This window comes from Pontibacter ummariensis (assembly GCF_900188175.1).
GTDB lineage: Bacteria > Bacteroidota > Bacteroidia > Cytophagales > Hymenobacteraceae > Pontibacter > Pontibacter ummariensis.
The window spans coordinates 158378-176085 of sequence record NZ_FZOQ01000013.1 but is presented as its reverse complement, the minus strand read 5'-3'; the positions used below and the strand labels follow the sequence as shown (position 1 = coordinate 176085).

Below are 17708 nucleotides of genomic sequence, written 5' to 3'. Positions count from 1 at the left end.
TAGCCCTGTTAGGTTAGCAGGACGTTCTTAAATCCTTCTATGTTTTTGATGGCGGCGCCTGTGCCACGCACTACCGCTCTTAATGGGTCTTCGGCAATGTGGATCGGGAGCTTTGTTTTGGCAGCCAGGCGCTTGTCCAGTCCGCGCAGCAAGGCCCCGCCTCCTGTCAGGTGAATACCGTTGTCGTAGATATCGGCAGAAAGCTCCGGCGGTGCGATCTCCAACGCCTTCAGCACTGCTTCCTCGATCTTCGAAACTGATTTGTCCAGCGCAATAGCAATTTCCTGGTACGTTACCTTGATCACTTTCGGAATGCCTGTCATCAGGTCGCGGCCACGGATCTCATAGTCGGCTGGCGGGTTTTCTATCTCGGTCAGGGCGGCTCCTACCTCGATCTTGATTTTCTCGGCAGAACGCTCCCCGATCAGCAAGTTGTGCTGGCGGCGCATGTAGTCCAGAATGTCTTTCGTGAAAACGTCACCGGCAATACGGATAGACTGGTCGCACACGATACCGGAAAGGGCTACCACGGCAATTTCTGTTGTACCACCCCCGATGTCCACGATCATGGAACCGATTGGCTGCTCCACGTCGATACCGATACCAATAGCGGCGGCCATTGGCTCCTGTATCATCCACACTTCTTTGGCACCAGCGTGCTGGGCAGAGTCACGCACGGCGCGCTTTTCCACTTCTGTAATGCCAGACGGGATACAGATCACCATGCGGTGCGACGGCTGGAACAGGCGGCGACCTGTGTCGATCATCTTGATCATGCCCCGGATCATCTCTTCAGCGGCGTGGAAGTCGGCAATTACGCCATCTTTCAGGGGACGAATGGTCTTGATGTTTTCGTGTGTTTTCTCGTGCATTTGCATGGCGTTGCGGCCAATGGCAAGCACTCGGCCCGTAGTACGGTCCACCGCAATGATAGAAGGCTCGTCTACTACTATTTTATCATTATGAATGATCAGGGTATTGGCGGTACCCAGGTCAATCGCAATATCACTTGTTAAGAAATTAAATAGTCCCACTAGCTATATTTTATATATATAATATTTCTGCTCAAAAACTTGCGGCAAAATTAGTCAATTTCAGCGGAATTAATAACGTGACAACCTATCTGTCATCAGAATAAAGTTTTTTCTAGGTCATGCCTAGCCCGCAAAAAGGCAGGATCACCTATAACAACGGCTGTGGCTGGGTAAAATTGGGTTTAAGGACGGGTTAGTTTTGAAGGTAAAAATGGTACTGCCGACCCTTAAAGCACAAAAAGCCCCGGCTTTTGCAAAGACCGGGGCTTTTTTTATATCCGCCGTAGTGCGTGGCTTAGTGCTTGAAATGGCGCACGCCTGTCATCACCATGGCCATGTTATGGGCATCGCAATAATCAATAGAGTCCTTGTCTTTGATAGAGCCGCCTGGCTGTACCACGGCTTTGATGCCCGCCTGATCCGCGATTTCCACACAGTCCGGGAAAGGGAAAAAAGCATCGGAAGCCATAACTGTCTGGCTAACGTCAAAGCCAAAGCTCTTCGCCTTTTCAATGGCCTGACGCAGGGCATCCACACGTGAGGTCTGACCCACGCCGCTGGAGAACATCATCTTGTCTGTTGCCAGTACAATGGTGTTAGATTTGGTGTGCTTGCATACTTTGGCGGCAAATACCAGTGCTTTTTTCTCTTCTGACGTTGGCTCGCGCTTTGTAACGGTTTTGAAGTCAGCTTCTGTTTCCGTGGCCAAGTCTTTGTCCTGCTCAATCACGCCGTTCAACAAGGTCTTGAACAGCTTGGTTGGCAATTCTACCGGCTTTTGCTTCAGCAGGATGCGGTTCTTCTTCGTTTTCAGCAGCTCCAGTGCATCTTCGTCAAAGTCAGGGGCGATGAGCACCTCGAAGAACAGCTTGTTCAACTCCTCGGCAGCAGCCAGGTCTACTGTTTTGTTGGTGATGATCACTCCGCCAAAGGCAGATACTGGGTCAGAAGACAAGGCGTTCAGGTAAGCTTCCTTTACAGAGTCTCCTGTAGCACAGCCACAGGCGTTCGTGTGCTTCAGAATAGCCACCACTGTCTCGTCAAACTCAGCGGCCAAGGCCACCGCAGCATCCACGTCCACCAGGTTGTTGTACGACAGCTGCTTGCCGTTCAGCTGCTCGAACAGGTCCTCCAAGTTGCCGTAGAACGTGCCTTTCTGGTGCGGGTTCTCGCCGTAGCGTAGCGGTGTTGCCGCGCGCACGCTTTGCTTGAATACGTCTTCGCTCTCATTCAGGTAACTGAAGATGTGGGTATCGTAGTGCGAGGAGATGTCGAAGGCCTTGGCGGCAAAGCGCTTGCGGTCTTCCATGTCGGTTGCCCCGTTCTTCGCCTGCAGCAATTCCACTACTTCGCCATACTGGTCGCGCGATGACACGATCAATACGTCTTTAAAGTTCTTGGCTGCGGCACGAATCAGAGAGATTCCGCCAATATCAATCTTCTCGATCACGTCTGCCTCAGAGGCTCCGGAGGCTACTGTCTCCTCGAAAGGGTAGAGGTCTACTACCACCAGATCGATCGGCGGGATTTCGTATTGCTCTCTTTCAGAAAGGTCACCTGCATTCTCTCGGCGGTGCAGGATACCTCCGAACACTTTTGGATGCAGGGTCTTTACACGGCCACCGAAGATAGACGGGTAGTTGGTCAGGTCCTCTACGGCGACTACGTTAGCGCCTTGCTCCTCCAGAAAGGCTTGGGTGCCGCCGGTAGAGTAAATAGTAACATTTTGCTGCTTCAGAAGCTCCACAAGGGGCTCCAGGCGGTCTTTGTAGTAGACCGAAATCAAAGCGGATTTAATTTGAACGGATTGCATTTGGTATTGCTTGGGTTGATTGTCTTTTAACTTACTTCTTCTCCAACAGCAGCTTTTCTACTACCAGGGGCAGGTGCTTGTGCTCTAGCTGCAGCACACGTGCCGCCAACTCTTCCGGAGTGTCCTGTGGCAGCACCGGGCAACGCTCTTGCAAAATAAACTCCCCTTTGTCGTACTCCTCGTTAATGTGGTGGATGGTAATACCCGACTCCTTTTCGCCGGCCTGTACCACTGCCGCATGCACATGGAGCCCGTGCATGCCTTTGCCGCCATACTGGGGCAGGAGGGCAGGGTGTATGTTGATGATGCGGTTCGGGAAGGCCTGCAACAGGTTCTGCGGCACCAGCCACAGGAAGCCAGCCAACACAATGAGGTCCGGCTGAAAGGACTTGATCTGCTCTACTACCTTGTTCGTGCTATAGAACTCGTCGCGGGAAAACAAAAGAGCCGGGACGTGGAAGGTCTCGGCTCTTTGAAGGGCATACGCTTTCGGGTTGTTGGAGAACAGGGCGGCCACACGTATCTCGGGGTGGTGCTCGAAGTGCTCCAGCAGGCGCTGTGCATTACTTCCTGATCCCGAAGCAAAAATGACTATGTTCTTTTTATCTGCTCGTTTCAAAATAGGGTACTGAAATGAAGCCGCAAATATAGGGCGTTTGCTTATAAAGTCAGCATAGGGGTACAGAATCTATTGCAAGAGGACTAAAAATTCTAGTGTAGCCCTTGGCTTTTGTTATGACCCTTAGCCAAGGTACTTTTCTATGGCTACAGCCACACCATCCTCTATACTCTTTAAGGTGACCTCATCGGCCACGGCTTTTACTTCTTCCCGGGCATTCCCTACCGCAATGCCCAGGCCCACAGCTTTTAGCATGTCAATGTCATTGTAGTTGTCACCAAAGGCCATGACCTCCGACAGATTTATACCGTAGCGGTTCTCTAGCAGGAGCTTTAGGGCTGTTGCCTTCGAAATAGTTTTGGGGGCGAGCTCCAGGTAGGTAGACTTCGACTTATAAACAAAGAGCTGATCACCGAAGCGCTCTGTTAAGGCTGCCGCCATGGCAGCGATTTCCTCTTCCGGCCCCATGCACATCACCTTATGAGCACCGGCCTCTGTTTCTTGCCACCTGTCCAGTACCGGCTGTAGTGAGGTTATCTGAGGGGAGGCCTTGGTGATCCGTTCCTCACGCTCGGCCCACTGGTCTGCCTTCGGAGCGTACCAGTAGTCTTCGGAGTACAGGCTTATGTGAATATCTGTGCCTTGCGCAAGTGCTAGGATAGCAGTGCAGGTAGAAACAGGTATGTGTACAGAGTCCAACACAGTAGGCGCAGCTGTGCTGTCCTCGTAAGAAAGGATATAGCCGCCGTTAAAGCAGATCATCGGGTGATGCAGGATGTCGAGCTCTTCCTGCAAATGGCGCATGGCGCTGGGCATACGGGAGGAAGCCAAAACCACGGGAAGCTCATCAGGGAGACTTTTTATGGTAGCAATAGTCCTGGGCGACAGTTGGCGACGGCTGTCGAGTAAAGTGCCGTCGATATCAGTACAGATAGCTCTTATCTTCATCGGTTTAATGCAAGCGTTGTTATAAAAGATAAAGATAGGCAGTTCCGGACTCTTAAGCCAACGGCTTGTTTTTCGCTTTTAACGACCAGATAAAGCGAAATATAGCTACCTGTTCTCCTTTTTCATCCAGCCCTATACTGCTGACCGTTACGGTTACACCCTCTCCTGTGGCTTTTGTCTGCGCTACGGCCTCCTGGAAAGGCTTGCCATCCTCGCATGTAAAGGCAACCGTACCTGCTGCTTTTTTGGTGAAGTCGGCCTCCATGTGTACCACCAGCATCGACACGGCTGGATCAGACTGGTAGGTATTCATCATGCAGAGAACACCTGTCGAGAGCTCGGCGGCCATGCTCAAGCAGGCAAAGTAAATAGAGCCGAATGGGTTTTTGTTGAGGTATTGGTACTTGATAGAGACCGTAGCCTGCTCCTGGGTAAGGGATGTAACCCGCAGACCAGCCAGGTAGGCCATGGGCAGCTTCGCCAGCATAAACAGTCTGAGTTTTGTAGGGGAGCCTATCAGATCTCTGAAAGCTGCCGTTGGATCTTTCTGGCTGTTCATGCTTGCGTTGTTAGCGTACTTTGCTGGATGTTTTTTCGAAAGTCAGGCCTTTGGAACTGGCGCAGGACTTCTAAATATAGGGAATAGTAGAAATAAATGCAGCCCTACTTTACTGTCTCTCTGCATGCCTTGCAGGTGCCTTGAGCGGAGAGGTGTAAGCGCTCCACGTCAAAATCTGTTGGTAGCGATAAAGTGGGTACGGGTACTTCGTTCAGGCAGAAAGTCTGGCCGCAGGCAGTGCAGCTAAAGTGAATGTGGTTGTGATGCTGGTGTTGATCGCAGGCTTCCTGAGAGAGGGCATACTTTACGGCACCGCTTATGTCGTTGATACTGTGCACCACCCCTTTTGCCTCAAAGGCATGTAAGGTCCGATAAAGCGTGACCCGGTCGTACTTATCTCCCAGTTGCTTTTCCAGGTCGGAGTGGGCCAGCGCAAAATTATGGTGCAGGAGTAGGTCCAGTACCTCTAAGCGGCAGCTTGTCTTCCGGAGGGAGTAACGCTGTAGTAACTCTAAAGCCTCTTCCTGCGGTTTCGCCATAGTGTATGCCAAAATTGTTTTAACCTGTGTTCTTACTCCTCAAAGGCGAAAACGGTTTTAGTGACATCTGCGCTTGCCGCTGTGCCTGCTGTTCTTGGGCCTTTGCACTCGTCTGTAGCAGACAAAAGAAGCATAGGAGAGGTAGGAAACGGGCATCCCTAAATAAGCTAGTAAGGAGGCTGCTGAATGTAAGGGGCTGTCTTTTACTTATGTGGCTGTACAAAGCGGGGCTAGTGGGAGGTGCTCTTATAAAAAGAGCATAGACAGAATGCCGGTGAGCATGATCAGCTTGTTCAGATTGCTAAGATACGTGAAGTCGCGCTTACGGTCTGCTCGCACCAGCTTTACTACCATCCAAATGCTGGGTAAGAGCACCAAAACGATCATGTAAGCATCAAAAAGCTGCTTGGTGGTAGGGTGCAGGACCACTACCAGCAGAAAGGCCTGAAAGACGGCGATTAGTGGATAGAGCACTAACTTGGCCCCACGGAGCCCCGCTACAATGGGCAAGGTGCGGCACTCAAAGGAAGCGTCACCCTTTACGTCCTCCATGTCCTTGATTATTTCGCGGATGAGGGAAATAAGTAGGGCAAACAGGGCATAGCCCAGCGTAATTTTGTTCAACCGGTCGTTGTACACGGCCACCACCAGCAGCATGGAGGCAGACAGCAGCGAAATGGCCACATTGCCAATGAGCAGCATTCTCTTTAACCTGTCTGAATAGCCCCAAAGCAGTAGCACGGCACCCAGGTTGATCAGGCCCACCTTCCAGGAAAGGAGGAAACCGATGCCTACCCCGATAAACGAGAGCAACAGGTGCGCAAACATTGCCCGGCGCCTGCGGATAGCGCGGCCCACCAAAAGCCGCTCCGGTTTGTTTATCGCGTCAATTTTAACATCATAGTAGTCGTTGATGATGTAACCGGCGGCGGCAATCAGCACGGTGGAGAACGTAAGCGCGAGGAAACCCGGTTCTAGTATTTTGCGCCATTGTACACCCTCCGCCAACAGACATGCCTGCACGAGTGCCTGGCTCAGAAAAACCAGCACCAAGTTCTGGGCGCGGATAAGCGTTAAAATAGGTTTCACGGGTTTTCTTACAGGAGGTGATGAAGGTACAAAGGTACGCCGGCTCGCGGATATGGCAATAAAAAAGCCCCTGAAAGGGGCTTTTCCTGTAACGGTAAAGTATGCTATGTTTAGACTCTTTTCACGTTTACAGCGTTGATCCCTTTTTTACCTTCTTGTGTGTCAAACTCAACACGGTCGTGCTGCTGGATCTGAACACCATTCAGGCCAGTAACATGCACAAAGAAATCTTCGTTTGTTTCGTCCTCAGTAATAAAGCCGAAACCTTTAGACTCGATAAAGAACTTTACTTTTCCTGTTTTCATAAAAAATGAATAATTGTTGGTAATTAAATTTACTGTAAACTAGAAATTAAAATCTATATATGCAATACGCCATTAAAATAAATCTAATATAATTTTATATAATAAGTACAAATACCTAAAACTACCAGGTATCCTGTGCTTTCATGATCATTTCTATGAGTTCACGCACTGCGCCGCGCCCACCTTTGCGGGTGGCGATGTAGGTGCTGATCTCTTTGATGTCATCAGCGGCATCGGCAGGGCATGCCCGGTAACCGCAGTGCTGCATCACCTCATAATCAGGCATGTCATCTCCCATATACGCCACCGTAGCCGGGTGTATACCCTGCATGTAGAGGTAGTCCTGGTAGGTGTCTACCTTGTCTTCGATGCCTAAAAAAATGTCCTCGATTCCGAGTTGTTCCAGTCTGTTTCGCACACCGGGTTCGTTTTTGCCGGAGATGATGGCCACCCGGTACCCCTGGCGCATGGCGTGCTTAATAGCGAAACCATCTTTGATGTTAAAGGCCCGTACCTGTTCTCCGTCCGCGAAACTGTATAGGAGGCCGTCCGTTAAAACGCCGTCTACATCAAAAATAAAGGTATTAATGCGGGTAAGGTCTGTTTGTGTAATGGACATGGTATGATAATGGACAAAGGAGTATTGGACAAAAGGTAAAAAAGGTGCCGACAGAGTGCTTCCGGGCCTCTAGGCGCCGCTCTGCCCTGCTTAAACACAAAAGGCTCTTCCGGTGAAGAGCCTTTAAAAGTATTAAAAATATAGTATATTCAGCTTATAGCGGATGAAAAAGCTTAGTCCTGGTTATCACGCCACTCATACACCCAGGCAGCCTGTATCTGCTCCAGGTGTCCTTCGTTGGCCTCTTCGCGCTTGCCTTCGAAGTTTGGTAAGGACAGGACCCACTCCAGTAAGTCCGTAAAGCGGATGCGGTAGATCTTTGATTCGGTGAAGTCGTCTCCAAACTTCTCGTATAACGCCATGGCAATGTCCTCGTAGTCATTCCAGTGTATCGGCGGCTCGTAGCTTTTATTCATCTGTTTTTTAGTCTTTTGTATCAAGGCGCCTTTTCGCTTACACTAAGGGCCTTCTGATCTATAGTTCTATTGAATGAGAGGCTTAGTGTCCCAGGAAATCCTGTTCTGGTATGGTGATCACAATGTCCTCGTTGCCCTGCACCACGCACTGGCAGCCTAACCTGGAGTTAATGCGCGGGTCCACGGCGCGGTCGATGTAGTCTTCTTCCTTGTCTGATATCTCGGGCAGGTCATCCATGCCCGCCTCTACATATACGTGGCAGGTACTGCAGCCGCACACGCCGCCACAGTTATGCTGCAGTTTTATGTTGTTGTTTAGTGCCACGTCCAGTACTGACTCCCCCTCCACAGCAGGATGGGTTTCGTCAGGCGACCCGTCAGCAAACTTAAAGGTTATATTTACAACTTTCATCTTAGCTCATTTTGAGGGCGCAATTTACAAAGGCCATGTGCCGAATCAAAACCGGTTAATTTGTTTCGGCTGCTTCAGTTAGACCGAAAGGCACTTTCAACTAGCCTTGACCTTTGCCCAAGCCATCCTCTGAGCTTTGGACCTGTATACTTTGCGTCAGAAGTTCATAAATTGACTGAAAGCGGGGATGCCCTTGCAGCATGCGCAGATGGTCCTGCAGCACGTTCGCATCGCGGCGCACGGCAGGGCCTGTTTGTACGTTGTACGGATCTTGCTGAGAAGCCTTGGCTACCGTTTCCTCTATCAAAGGTTGTAGCAGTTCTTTCGGCAGATGGGCCTCCTGCAGGATCTGCTGGCTTATGCCTAACAGGTGATTTGTGAAGTTGCAGGCAAACACAGCAGCTAAGTGCAGGTGTTTACGGGCTTCTGTGGCCACTACATGCACACTTGAGCTAAGACTGCCGGCCAGTACCTTTAAGGTATTTAACGTTTGCTCGTCCTGGGCTTCCAACAGGAGGGGGATGTGTGAAAAGTCAACTTGTTTGGACTTAGAGAATGTTTGCAAGGGGTAGAGCACTCCTGTTCGCGCACCTGCTACAGTCTGGAGTACCTGCAAGGGCTGAGAGCCTGACGTATGCGCCACGATAGTACCTGGCTGTACGTGCAGCTCGTCTACCACAGTGGCCAGTACGGCATCAGGCACTGCTACAAGTACTACGTCAACCGGTACGTTCAGTAAATCCAGTGAAGCCACCGGAAGCGCTCCGGGTAGCAAGCTTGCCAGGTCTTCCCTAGATTTGGGAGTGCGGCTGTAAACTGCTTTAACCTGCTGGCCCACTGTGGCCAGTGCTTGTGCCAGGTGCCAGGCTACGTTGCCTGCACCGATAATGGCTATGTTCATTTACCTGTTGCTTTGTTTGGAGATAATTTCCTGGTACAGTCTATGCAATTGTGGAAGGACTGCTTTGCTTGAGAACCTGCTCATGAAATCCCGCCGGATCTTATGGCTGTCGTAATGGCTGTAATTGTTTATCAGTTGCCTTATAGCTGTTGCCAGCCCTTTCGGATCATCTTTTTCTACCAGCAAGCCGTTTGTTTCATTCACGATGCTCTCGGGCCCGCCACATTTTGTGGCTATCACGGGCTTACCGCAAGCAATGGCTTCTGCATAAACATTCCCGAAAGATTCCTCAAAGCTTGGTAAAACAAAAGCGCTGCTCTCCTGAAACGCTTTAAGGGCTTCCTCCCGATTAACCTGACCAAACCATTCGATCCTGTCCGCTATGCCCAGTGCCTGAGCCATTTCTTTATAAGGAGCAAAGTTTCCGTTACCTCCTATTCTGAAGGTAACTTCAGTTGGTGCTGCTGTTGCCGTAAAGTCTTCAATTGCTTTCAGCAGCACATCGACCCCTTTTCTAGGTATGGCTGTCGTTAATGTTAAAAAAACAAATGGAGAGGGGGACGTCTGTAAACTTGCAGGTACGAAGAAGGCTTCGTTCAAGAAGTTAGGGATGACTCTTATGTTTGAGATGCCTTGCTTTTGCATGAGTGCAGCCTGTGCGGGGCTAATCGTGATGTTCACTGAAGAAGCGGTATAGGGAGCCTTCCAACTGCTTTTGAGTTTGCCTTTTTTGTCTGCTTCATACTGTGACGGGAAGGGGCTCATTCTTTCTGTAACGCAGAACGGAAGCTTTGCTGCTTTCGCAACTTCCATGGCAATCCGGCCCGCAGGGTGGTTTACCTGTGCGTGGATCAGATCCGCTTTACCATAGTCGGCCTCAAATGCTTTTAAGTTAAAGAGATTCGCTTTCACGATGCTTCCCATGTTGCCGCCGGCGATTTTATTAGACCATGTAAAGGCCGGCTTGTGATACTCTTTTAAATTAGGAAAGACTAACGCTTCGGATGGGCTTAACTTTGCTGAAGCCACTTTCAGGACGTTTTTAAAATGATCTTTACTCCACAGCAAATACTGTTGCTCCTGTTGCCCCCAAATACTAATCCCAACGTTCACCTCGCGATACTTTTGGCAAAAGGCTCTTGTCTGCTCTTTGATCATGATCCCATTCAAAAGGTTATCTTGTGAAGGATACCAGGAAGGAATAACGAAAACATTCATAGCAGTAAGAGTTTCGGAACCTGTAAGGTAACATATCCTTTAAAGGGTCCAAAACAACACGCCTGTTTATCTTGCAGTGGCATTTGTAAATGAGGCAGATGTTTTATACCCCTTGATTGTAACAAGCAGAGCCAGGTAATTAAGACTAATAAACTGTTTCTTCTCTAATGCCGGTGATTTCTGAGGCTACTTGCGAGAAAGAGCTGAAGTAAGATCCTAAGATCTTATTCGTCCTCGAAAGGCAGCACAGGTCTACCAAGGCATCCTGTATCCCTTGGGTTGAGTTTCTGTTATAAGATGTCTTCTCAAAGGTGATGATCCTATTTTTATACTTTCTTTTAAGTTCGCTTTCCGTTCGCGGGCAATCCGTTGCGAGAAAAAAGGTTGCGTTCTTGTCTTGCCGCAGTTCTTGGTCAATGGCTTCTTTGAATTTGTCCAGGTTACTGTACTGTAAGGCTTGACTGTGGTCTGTTCTTCTGATGTGGATCCCTATCGTTTGGCCAAAGCCTTGGGTTAATGCTGTAACCTTCCTGTTTAACCGATCGACTGGTACAAGGTTTTGCTTATAGTTTTGTTCCGGGTGTAACCGCCAGGCGGAGCAAACAAACGCGCTACCCTCATCTTTTAGTCTGGTTAGTAGTGGGGTGATATGTTGATAAGACTTTTGCTCAAAGTCTTTCATACCCGTAATCCTAGGTGGCGCAACGTCTCCTAAGGGCAACAAAGCGTCCTCTAAGTCCTCAAACAGTATCTCGCTCCTGATACCTAAAGCGAGTTTCGTAAAACTATAGAAGCTCTGTCGTAAGAGCGATGATGGGCGGGACCCAGGAAGGTAAGGGAACAAAGCCTTTTTCCCATAATGCTGGTTTTCTTCCAGTACTTTGAAATGCTTCGGCTGCTGAAAGAGGTCTGAAAACTTGCAATTGACAAAACGGTCTCTCCCCCAGAAAACGATTAACTGTTTATTCAGCTCAGAGGCTAATGCAATCGATGAGTCTACTGCTCTCATTCTGTTGCACAGGCCACCTACCGGCTTAAGGAAAAGGGAGGTTTTCTTCATTGTAACCTGATTGTCATGACAGCTTACCTCTGTACCGAGTTCTAAGTACTAAGGGTAGCACTTAACAGCTATTTCCGGGCAAGGCGAGGTGCTGCAACCATAAAAGTAAAGTTATTCCGAACTCTTAGCACTTTACACCCCTCATTTTTCGTAACAAACCTGTAAAAAATAAAACAAGAGAGGCCGGCCATGTACATAGCCTGCCTCTCTTGTTTTAAAGTATGAAGTAGCCTTAGGCGGCCTGCACCTTTCTTGGCTTTTTAGGGCGTGGGGCTTTCGCAGCACCTGGTCCTTCCTGGTTACGGCGTACAATGGCCATGGTAAAGCCAACTGCCATCAGGATGGTTCCTATCCAAAGCACGTTCACAAGAGGTTTTTCCATGGCTTTCAGGATGATGTAATCCTTTTGAGTAGCGTTAACACCAATCTTAAAGCGGTTATTCTCTGTGTCGATGTTCAGGAAGGTGATACGCAGGCCAAGGTCAGCAATTTCCTCTGGCAAGCGGCCCATCATCTGATCTTTGATCATCAGCACCGGATGGGCGTGGTAGTCCTTACGCTCTCCGTAAATCTTCATGTCGGCCTGCACAGCCACATCGCCCTCTCCTAAAACAACCCCAGGCACCTCCTTGATTGGCTCAATACCGTTGAACACAGCCACATAGTCATTCAGGATAATGGTATCACCGGCAGCCACTTCGTACTCCTGTAACTCACCCCAGTCTTTTTCCTCGCTTGGGTCTGGTACAGATGATACGTGCGAGTAAAGGTCTTTATCAGCAAAGTGCTTGATGTCCGGAGAGGCGAGCAAGCCCATGTTCGGGTTTACCTGAGCACGTGGGTAAAGGGTAAATTGGTCGTCGCCCTCACGCTCCTTGTATTCTACTTTGTAGTAGGTGTTCTCCGGAGAGTGCAGCTCCAGGGTGTCTCCTGTTTTAAAGTACACCTTGTCGTTTACCTTGATGTCTGCCCGGGCAATGGCCTTATACTCGTCTGCGGTAGGGAAAAGTAGCTCGCGGTTTACGTACTCCGGTACGTCTTTTACCTCCAGGTATTGTCCGTGGTAGCTAACCGTGTACTTGTCCATTTCCACGGGCGTGTTACGCCACAGCAGCACGTTATCACGGTTTATTTCCTCAGGAAACTCTCTGGAGTAAAGCATGCCAGAAGTGTTCTGAGAGATAATGTTGGAATAGCCGGAAGAGAAAAGAATACCGATCAGCATTAATGCAATACCGATATGCGAAACAGCTCCGCCTGAAAGAGACACTTTCTTGTGCAGCAGGTTCAGGATAATGCTCAGGTTGGCGAACACGGCAAACAGGGCTGCAACCAGCAAGGTGATGTACACCGGGTTGTCAACCGTTTCCGGGAATGCCCCCAACTTTGACAGCACAATGATCAGGCTGGCAAACAAAAGCGTAAGCATGCCTGGCAGCATAATGGAATCCAGGAATGAGCTTTTCGTTTTCTCGCCTTTTTGCCACCACAGTAGCTGCCCGATACCGGTAAGCAGAGCAATGCCCACACCGGCCCACAACTGGAACTTGGTATAGTGTTCAATCTGGTCTGCTGGCAAGGCTGCATTTGACTCAATGCCTATAAAGCCCAGGAAGGAGTTGTAAACCGGGATAGAGGTCGTTACCAAAACCTGGAAACCTGCTAAGCACAGCACCGCTGCACCAATGAATACCCAGAACTCACCGTTATAAGTAGAGAGCTCTTTTTCAGTGGTTGGGATGCTCTTCCACTTGTACACCAGCAAACCAATAGCTAGCACCGCGAAGGCTGCCAGGTAGGCAAACAGCTGCCCGGACAGGCCAAGGTCTGTGAAAGAGTGTACCGATGCATTACCCAAAATACCGCTACGGGTCAGGAAGGTCGCATAAAGGATCAGCAAGAAAGAGCTTATCACCAGAATGTAAGAAGCCTTCAGGCCTGACTTACCCCGACGGAAGGCTATCATGGTATGGATAGCTCCCACCAAAACCAGCCATGGGATGTATACGGCATTCTCTACCGGGTCCCAGTTCCAGTAGCCACCGAAGTTAAGCGTTTCGTAAGCCCAGTAAGCGCCCATGATAATACCCACTCCCAGAATACCGGCAGCAAAGTGTGACCATGGCAGCGCCGGCTTTACCCACTCCGTAAACTTACCTTTCCAAAGACCTGCCATTGCAAAAGCAAATGGCACCAGGGTAGCGGCAAAGCCCAGGAACAGTGTTGGCGGGTGAATCACCATCCAGTAGTTCTGTAGTAGCGGGTTCAGGCCCGTACCATCCTGCGGTACAAAGTTCGGGTCCATGGCAAACACCGGGGCATCTGTCATGAAATCACGCATCAGGATGAAAGGAGAGGAGCCGATTTTTACATCACCGATCACTACGCCCAGGATCATCGAGGTCAGGAAGAGCTGTACGAAGGAGAACATGGCCATTACCGGGGCCTCCCACATTTTGTTCTTCTTGCCGCTATTCATCAACACTACGCCCAGCAGCACGTGCCAGAAGATCCATAGCAGGAAAGAGCCCTCCTGGCCTTCCCAGAAGCAGGAGATCATGTAGTACACCGGCAGGTGATTGGAGGAGTGGCTCCAGGCGTAATAGTACTCGTAGCGATGTTCGTAAATGATATTAAACAGGGCAAAAACAACCAGCAGTACCGCGGCTCCGTGCACATAAAATGCACCACGGGCCAGGTTGCGCCAGCTGTTGTCTCCCGTAGCCTCTACTTTGGCACGAGAGGCCATAAAATATGCATAAGAGGATACAATGGCCGCTACAAAAGCCACAATCACACTCGCATGGCCAATATCCCCGATCAGCGTATTAATCATTTCTGATAGTTAAAAGTTTAACGTTATAAGTTGGTGAATATTAAGAGCCACTACTGTTAACTCTTAACTCTCAACTAAATTAAAGGCTTGCTGTATTCTGTTGAATTTCTTTTTCCACGTACTTGGACGGGCACTTCAAAAGGATCTTATCTGCCACGAACACATTGTTTTGCATGTTCCCAGTGATCACCACCTGCTCAGAGCGGTCAAAGTCCTGCGGCTTGGGGTTGAAGTATACCACCTGTTGTTCCACACGGTTGGTGTCCACCAAGGTAAACGTGAAGTAGTTCGGATCCACCAAAGGGTCATAGTTCATGCCCACGATATGGCCTTTGGCATCTTTCTTCAGGCGGCCTACCACGTGCACTTTGGTGGTATTACCGTCTTCGGCACGCTCAATGGCCTCGTCAAAAGAAACATAAGTACTTGCATCGCCCACAGAAGACATAATGATGCCAATGGATAGTGCGATGATAATGATTCCGATGATATGCGTCTTTTTCATCTTGGTTTGAAAATGAGTCCTCTTCTCCTGTTTCCCAACACGCTTTGGCGTATTATAAATCCAGGCGGGAGCTTATTGGTTAACTAAATCGTCTTTCAGCTGCTTTTCGAGTTTACCTACTTTCCGGTCCAGGGAGATCAGGTAGATGATCATCCCCACCAGCACGGTCAGGAGCACGGCTACAACCACGTAAATTTTACCGTCCTGGCGCAGAATATCCGCCATTTCTACTTCGGGCTGCGCGACTACGGTAACAGAGGCTTCGGCCTCTGTGGTTTGAGCCTGTGCTGGCTGTAAGCCGGCGAGGGCACTAAGCACAAAAAAGCAGCACAGAGCCAGTATTCTAAACAGTTTCATATAAGCGTTGTCTGAGTAATTCTAACCTTGATTTTACATTGATGATCCAGATGCCAAGAAGCGTCCAGCCAAGCACGGCCGGGTAAAAAACCACGCGCAGGCGGTTATCCAGGTCATAAGAGTTAAAGCCGGGATTGCCACCGTTGCCGGGGTGCAGCGAGTCTGTGAGGCGCGGCAGAATGAACAGCAACGGGATCAGGGCAGCGAAGGCAAAGATATTGTACACGGCGCTGATCCGGGCCCGCTGCTGTTGCTCCGCAAAGGAGCTGCGCAGCACCAGATAGGCAAAGTAGATCAGCAGGCCAATGGCCGCCGCGTTCTGTTTGGGGTCGTTACTCCAGTACTCCCCCCAGGTAAACTTAGCCCACTCCATGCCCGTAACAATGCCCAACACGCCGAAGAGGATACCCACTTTCGCGGACTCGTAGGCGACCACATCGTTGCGAACGGTAGGGTTGCGGAGGTATTTGATAGAGTAGATAACCGATATGAGCAGGATCAGCGTCATACCAAACCACATCGGCACGTGAAAGTACAGGTTGCGGATGGTTTCGTTCAGAATTGCCAGCCGGGGCACTTCTGTTAGCATGCCGGCCACTACTGTAAAGATCAGGAGCAGCACAGCCAGGACTTTCCACCAGTTCTTCTTCATTTTCATTTAATTAAGACACAAGTGCTTGGGTGCGGAGCCTAAGGAGATACTTGCCATCATGCCGCTCCAGTGTCTGTCTAATGTGTAGAACAGCATTCGTACCAATAATGTCTCCAATCAACACGTAAAATTTTAATCCTCTTGTCTCTGCCATTGCAACCTCATGATTGTCTGCAGTTTCCGCACTTTACCCTTTGGCGCTTGTGTATCACAAGCTTACGAACGCCAAAGGTACGGGAATAAGATATAAGAAACAGTGACAACGATCATGTTTATGGCAAGCAGCGTAAGCAGTTCGTCGAGGCTCAGGCTACGATCAAGGCCATCCAGCGCATTTTTAGACATCTTGATCAACATGAGCAGCATCGGCACGATCACCGGGAAACTGAGCACAGCCATCAGCGTGCTGCTGTTTGCGGCTTTGGAGGCAATGCCCGAAATCATGGTAAGGGAAGTGGAGAAACCAATGGCCCCGAGCAGAATAGAGAGCAGGAACATGGGCACGTCCTGCACGGGGTTGCCTAACACAAAAGCATAGAACACAAAGCAGATCAGGGCTAACACCAGCATCAGCAGGGCATTGTACATGATCTTGGCCAGAATAACTCCTTGTGGGCTTACGATCGAGTAAAAGTAGAGCAGGCGCCCCCTGTTCTCCTGCATGAAGCTCTTGGCGATGGCGTTAACAGAGGTAAACAGCAGAATGATCCAGAGCACGGCATTCCAGACAGGTACGGTAAGCACATTAGAGCGGAGGCCAAAGCTAAGATAGCACACAAACACTGTACTGCTGACGTAGAGCAGCATGCCGTTAAAAGCATACTTCTGTCGCCACTCTAGCACCAAGTCTTTCTGTATGAGGGATAAAACCTCTCTGAGTAGTACCATGTTGTAATTTTACCGCAAAGGTAAGACACAAATAGGTGGGAAGGTAGCCCTAGGTAGCTTATTGTTCGGTGCGGAAGGCGAAATGGCTTGGAAGGTGTAAAGCAGAGGGAGGCTGTATGCCTTCCTGAGCCTAAAAACAGAAGCCCGAACCATTACGGCTCGGGCCTCTGTTTTTAAAAACTGTGTCTGGCAAGTAACTGCCGGCAGCTAGTCTTTCTTCTTTTTCTTGTCGGACTTGTGCTTTACTACCTTCGCTTCGCGGTAGAAGATGATTTCTTCTGCAATGTTGGTAATCTGGTCGCCCACGCGCTCTACCTTTTTGATAATGGAGAGGACAGCCAGCGCTTCAGAGATCTTGTCTGGGTTGTCGCGCATGTAGGTTGTTACAATGCTGTCTGATTTGCGGTAGATCTTGTCTAGTGCTTTGTCCCGCTTGATGAGTGTTTTCGCCAGCACCGTATCGTTCTCTTTAAAGGCCTGGCGACACGTGGCGAACATGGCCAGCGCCTCTTCATACATAGGAAGCACCTTTGTTACCTCCAGCAGCTGTGGGTCTACGGGAGCCTCCAGTTTTTTAGAGAAACGGGCGATACCCTCGGCGGTGTCGCCAATGCGTTCCAGGTTTGCGTTTATCTTAAGTACGGCCAGCACCATGCGCAGGTCCACTGCTACTGGCGTGAACAGAGCGAAGAACTTCTCGCACATGCGGTCGATCTTCACATCAAACTGGTTTACTTTCCGGTCGCGCTTGATAATATGCTTGGCAAGTTCCTGGTCAGCATTAAGCATGGCCTCCCGGCCACTTTGCAACTGGTACTCTACCAGGTCCCACATTTCCAGCAGCTTTGTTTTGAGGCGTTCTAATTCGGTATCTATATGAGGCATTTATGATGTCTTTTAAGGGTGAGAGAACAAGTATACGGAAAACTTAATGTTTG

The 17708-nt window shown here is 49.6% G+C and carries 20 protein-coding genes; all 20 read right to left on the bottom strand.

Annotated features, from left to right (window positions below):
* Nucleotides 1–8 precede the first annotated feature (8 nt).
* The 20 genes from CHB92_RS14930 to phoU all read right to left on the bottom strand — a co-directional run bounded on the left by CHB92_RS14930 (nt 9) and on the right by phoU (nt 17655).
* A complete protein-coding gene (locus CHB92_RS14930; protein ID WP_025608913.1) occupies nt 9–1034 on the bottom strand; it encodes a rod shape-determining protein in 1026 nt (341 codons plus the stop codon).
* A gap of 295 nt (nt 1035–1329) precedes the next feature.
* Complete coding sequence (purH, locus tag CHB92_RS14925; protein WP_089320024.1) at nt 1330–2847, bottom strand: bifunctional phosphoribosylaminoimidazolecarboxamide formyltransferase/IMP cyclohydrolase; 1518 nt, start codon at nt 2845–2847, stop codon at nt 1330–1332.
* Nucleotides 2848–2878: 31 nt separating this feature from the next.
* Complete coding sequence (purN, locus tag CHB92_RS14920) at nt 2879–3466, bottom strand: phosphoribosylglycinamide formyltransferase (RefSeq protein ID WP_089320023.1); 588 nt, start codon at nt 3464–3466, stop codon at nt 2879–2881.
* A 123-nt stretch (nt 3467–3589) separates the two neighbouring features.
* Nucleotides 3590–4414 (bottom strand): HAD family hydrolase, encoded by an 825-nt coding sequence (locus CHB92_RS14915; RefSeq protein ID WP_089320022.1) that lies wholly within the window; start codon nt 4412–4414, stop codon nt 3590–3592.
* A gap of 52 nt (nt 4415–4466) precedes the next feature.
* Nucleotides 4467–4973, bottom strand: a complete 507-nt coding sequence (locus tag CHB92_RS14910) for a PaaI family thioesterase (RefSeq protein WP_245842603.1) — start codon at nt 4971–4973, stop codon at nt 4467–4469.
* 104 nt (nt 4974–5077) lie between these two features.
* The gene (locus CHB92_RS14905) at nt 5078–5512 is read right to left on the bottom strand and encodes a Fur family transcriptional regulator (RefSeq protein ID WP_089320021.1); all 435 of its coding nucleotides are present in this window, start codon (nt 5510–5512) and stop codon (nt 5078–5080) included.
* A 246-nt stretch (nt 5513–5758) separates the two neighbouring features.
* On the bottom strand, nt 5759–6601 hold the full coding sequence (locus tag CHB92_RS14900; protein WP_089320020.1) for a geranylgeranylglycerol-phosphate geranylgeranyltransferase: 843 nt from the start codon (nt 6599–6601) through the stop codon (nt 5759–5761).
* A 110-nt stretch (nt 6602–6711) separates the two neighbouring features.
* Nucleotides 6712–6906, bottom strand: a complete 195-nt coding sequence (locus tag CHB92_RS14895) for a cold-shock protein (protein ID WP_089320019.1) — start codon at nt 6904–6906, stop codon at nt 6712–6714.
* A 121-nt stretch (nt 6907–7027) separates the two neighbouring features.
* Nucleotides 7028–7525 (bottom strand): KdsC family phosphatase, encoded by a 498-nt coding sequence (locus CHB92_RS14890; RefSeq protein WP_089320018.1) that lies wholly within the window; start codon nt 7523–7525, stop codon nt 7028–7030.
* A 173-nt stretch (nt 7526–7698) separates the two neighbouring features.
* Nucleotides 7699–7941, bottom strand: coding sequence for a Fe-S cluster assembly protein IscX (iscX, locus tag CHB92_RS14885; RefSeq protein ID WP_089320017.1), 243 nt, complete (start codon nt 7939–7941; stop codon nt 7699–7701).
* 82 nt (nt 7942–8023) lie between these two features.
* Nucleotides 8024–8353: a 2Fe-2S iron-sulfur cluster-binding protein gene (locus CHB92_RS14880; RefSeq protein WP_089320016.1), complete on the bottom strand. Its 330-nt coding sequence runs from the start codon at nt 8351–8353 to the stop codon at nt 8024–8026.
* 100 nt (nt 8354–8453) lie between these two features.
* On the bottom strand, nt 8454–9254 hold the full coding sequence (locus CHB92_RS14875) for a Rossmann-like and DUF2520 domain-containing protein (protein ID WP_089320015.1): 801 nt from the start codon (nt 9252–9254) through the stop codon (nt 8454–8456).
* Complete coding sequence (locus tag CHB92_RS14870; protein WP_179223061.1) at nt 9255–10412, bottom strand: glycosyltransferase; 1158 nt, start codon at nt 10410–10412, stop codon at nt 9255–9257. It abuts the gene before it with no gap.
* 205 nt (nt 10413–10617) lie between these two features.
* Nucleotides 10618–11481, bottom strand: a complete 864-nt coding sequence (locus CHB92_RS14865; RefSeq protein WP_106219126.1) for an O-fucosyltransferase family protein — start codon at nt 11479–11481, stop codon at nt 10618–10620.
* Between the two features lie 283 nt (nt 11482–11764).
* A complete protein-coding gene (gene ccsA, locus CHB92_RS14860; RefSeq protein WP_089320012.1) occupies nt 11765–14368 on the bottom strand; it encodes a cytochrome c biogenesis protein CcsA in 2604 nt (867 codons plus the stop codon).
* A gap of 79 nt (nt 14369–14447) precedes the next feature.
* Nucleotides 14448–14873: a cytochrome c maturation protein CcmE domain-containing protein gene (locus CHB92_RS14855; RefSeq protein ID WP_089320011.1), complete on the bottom strand. Its 426-nt coding sequence runs from the start codon at nt 14871–14873 to the stop codon at nt 14448–14450.
* Nucleotides 14874–14945: 72 nt separating this feature from the next.
* Nucleotides 14946–15230, bottom strand: coding sequence for a CcmD family protein (locus CHB92_RS14850; protein WP_219899075.1), 285 nt, complete (start codon nt 15228–15230; stop codon nt 14946–14948).
* Complete coding sequence (gene ccsA / locus CHB92_RS14845; protein WP_089320043.1) at nt 15217–15882, bottom strand: cytochrome c biogenesis protein CcsA; 666 nt, start codon at nt 15880–15882, stop codon at nt 15217–15219. The genes CHB92_RS14850 and ccsA (CHB92_RS14845) overlap by 14 nt, the downstream gene beginning before the upstream one ends.
* A gap of 216 nt (nt 15883–16098) precedes the next feature.
* Nucleotides 16099–16770: a heme exporter protein CcmB gene (locus tag CHB92_RS14840; protein WP_179223060.1), complete on the bottom strand. Its 672-nt coding sequence runs from the start codon at nt 16768–16770 to the stop codon at nt 16099–16101.
* Nucleotides 16771–16977: 207 nt separating this feature from the next.
* A complete protein-coding gene (gene phoU / locus CHB92_RS14835; protein ID WP_089320010.1) occupies nt 16978–17655 on the bottom strand; it encodes a phosphate signaling complex protein PhoU in 678 nt (225 codons plus the stop codon).
* Nucleotides 17656–17708 lie beyond the last annotated feature (53 nt).

Coding starts and splice junctions, on each gene's coding strand:
- ccsA (WP_089320043.1), bottom strand. CDS start 15,882: ATGAAGAAGAACTGGTGGAAAGTCCTGGCTGTGCTGCTCCTGATCTTT.
- CHB92_RS14840 (WP_179223060.1), bottom strand. CDS start 16,770: ATGGTACTACTCAGAGAGGTTTTATCCCTCATACAGAAAGACTTGGTG.
- CHB92_RS14855 (WP_089320011.1), bottom strand. CDS start 14,873: ATGAAAAAGACGCATATCATCGGAATCATTATCATCGCACTATCCATT.
- iscX (WP_089320017.1), bottom strand. CDS start 7,941: ATGAATAAAAGCTACGAGCCGCCGATACACTGGAATGACTACGAGGAC.
- CHB92_RS14880 (WP_089320016.1), bottom strand. CDS start 8,353: ATGAAAGTTGTAAATATAACCTTTAAGTTTGCTGACGGGTCGCCTGAC.
- CHB92_RS14895 (WP_089320019.1), bottom strand. CDS start 6,906: ATGAAAACAGGAAAAGTAAAGTTCTTTATCGAGTCTAAAGGTTTCGGC.
- CHB92_RS14905 (WP_089320021.1), bottom strand. CDS start 5,512: ATGGCGAAACCGCAGGAAGAGGCTTTAGAGTTACTACAGCGTTACTCC.
- phoU (WP_089320010.1), bottom strand. CDS start 17,655: ATGCCTCATATAGATACCGAATTAGAACGCCTCAAAACAAAGCTGCTG.
- CHB92_RS14890 (WP_089320018.1), bottom strand. CDS start 7,525: ATGTCCATTACACAAACAGACCTTACCCGCATTAATACCTTTATTTTT.
- CHB92_RS14910 (WP_245842603.1), bottom strand. CDS start 4,973: ATGAACAGCCAGAAAGATCCAACGGCAGCTTTCAGAGATCTGATAGGC.
- CHB92_RS14870 (WP_179223061.1), bottom strand. CDS start 10,412: ATGATCAAAGAGCAGACAAGAGCCTTTTGCCAAAAGTATCGCGAGGTG.
- CHB92_RS14915 (WP_089320022.1), bottom strand. CDS start 4,414: ATGAAGATAAGAGCTATCTGTACTGATATCGACGGCACTTTACTCGAC.
- CHB92_RS14850 (WP_219899075.1), bottom strand. CDS start 15,230: ATGAAACTGTTTAGAATACTGGCTCTGTGCTGCTTTTTTGTGCTTAGT.
- CHB92_RS14875 (WP_089320015.1), bottom strand. CDS start 9,254: ATGAACATAGCCATTATCGGTGCAGGCAACGTAGCCTGGCACCTGGCA.
- purH (WP_089320024.1), bottom strand. CDS start 2,847: ATGCAATCCGTTCAAATTAAATCCGCTTTGATTTCGGTCTACTACAAA.
- CHB92_RS14865 (WP_106219126.1), bottom strand. CDS start 11,481: ATGAGAGCAGTAGACTCATCGATTGCATTAGCCTCTGAGCTGAATAAA.
- ccsA (WP_089320012.1), bottom strand. CDS start 14,368: ATGATTAATACGCTGATCGGGGATATTGGCCATGCGAGTGTGATTGTG.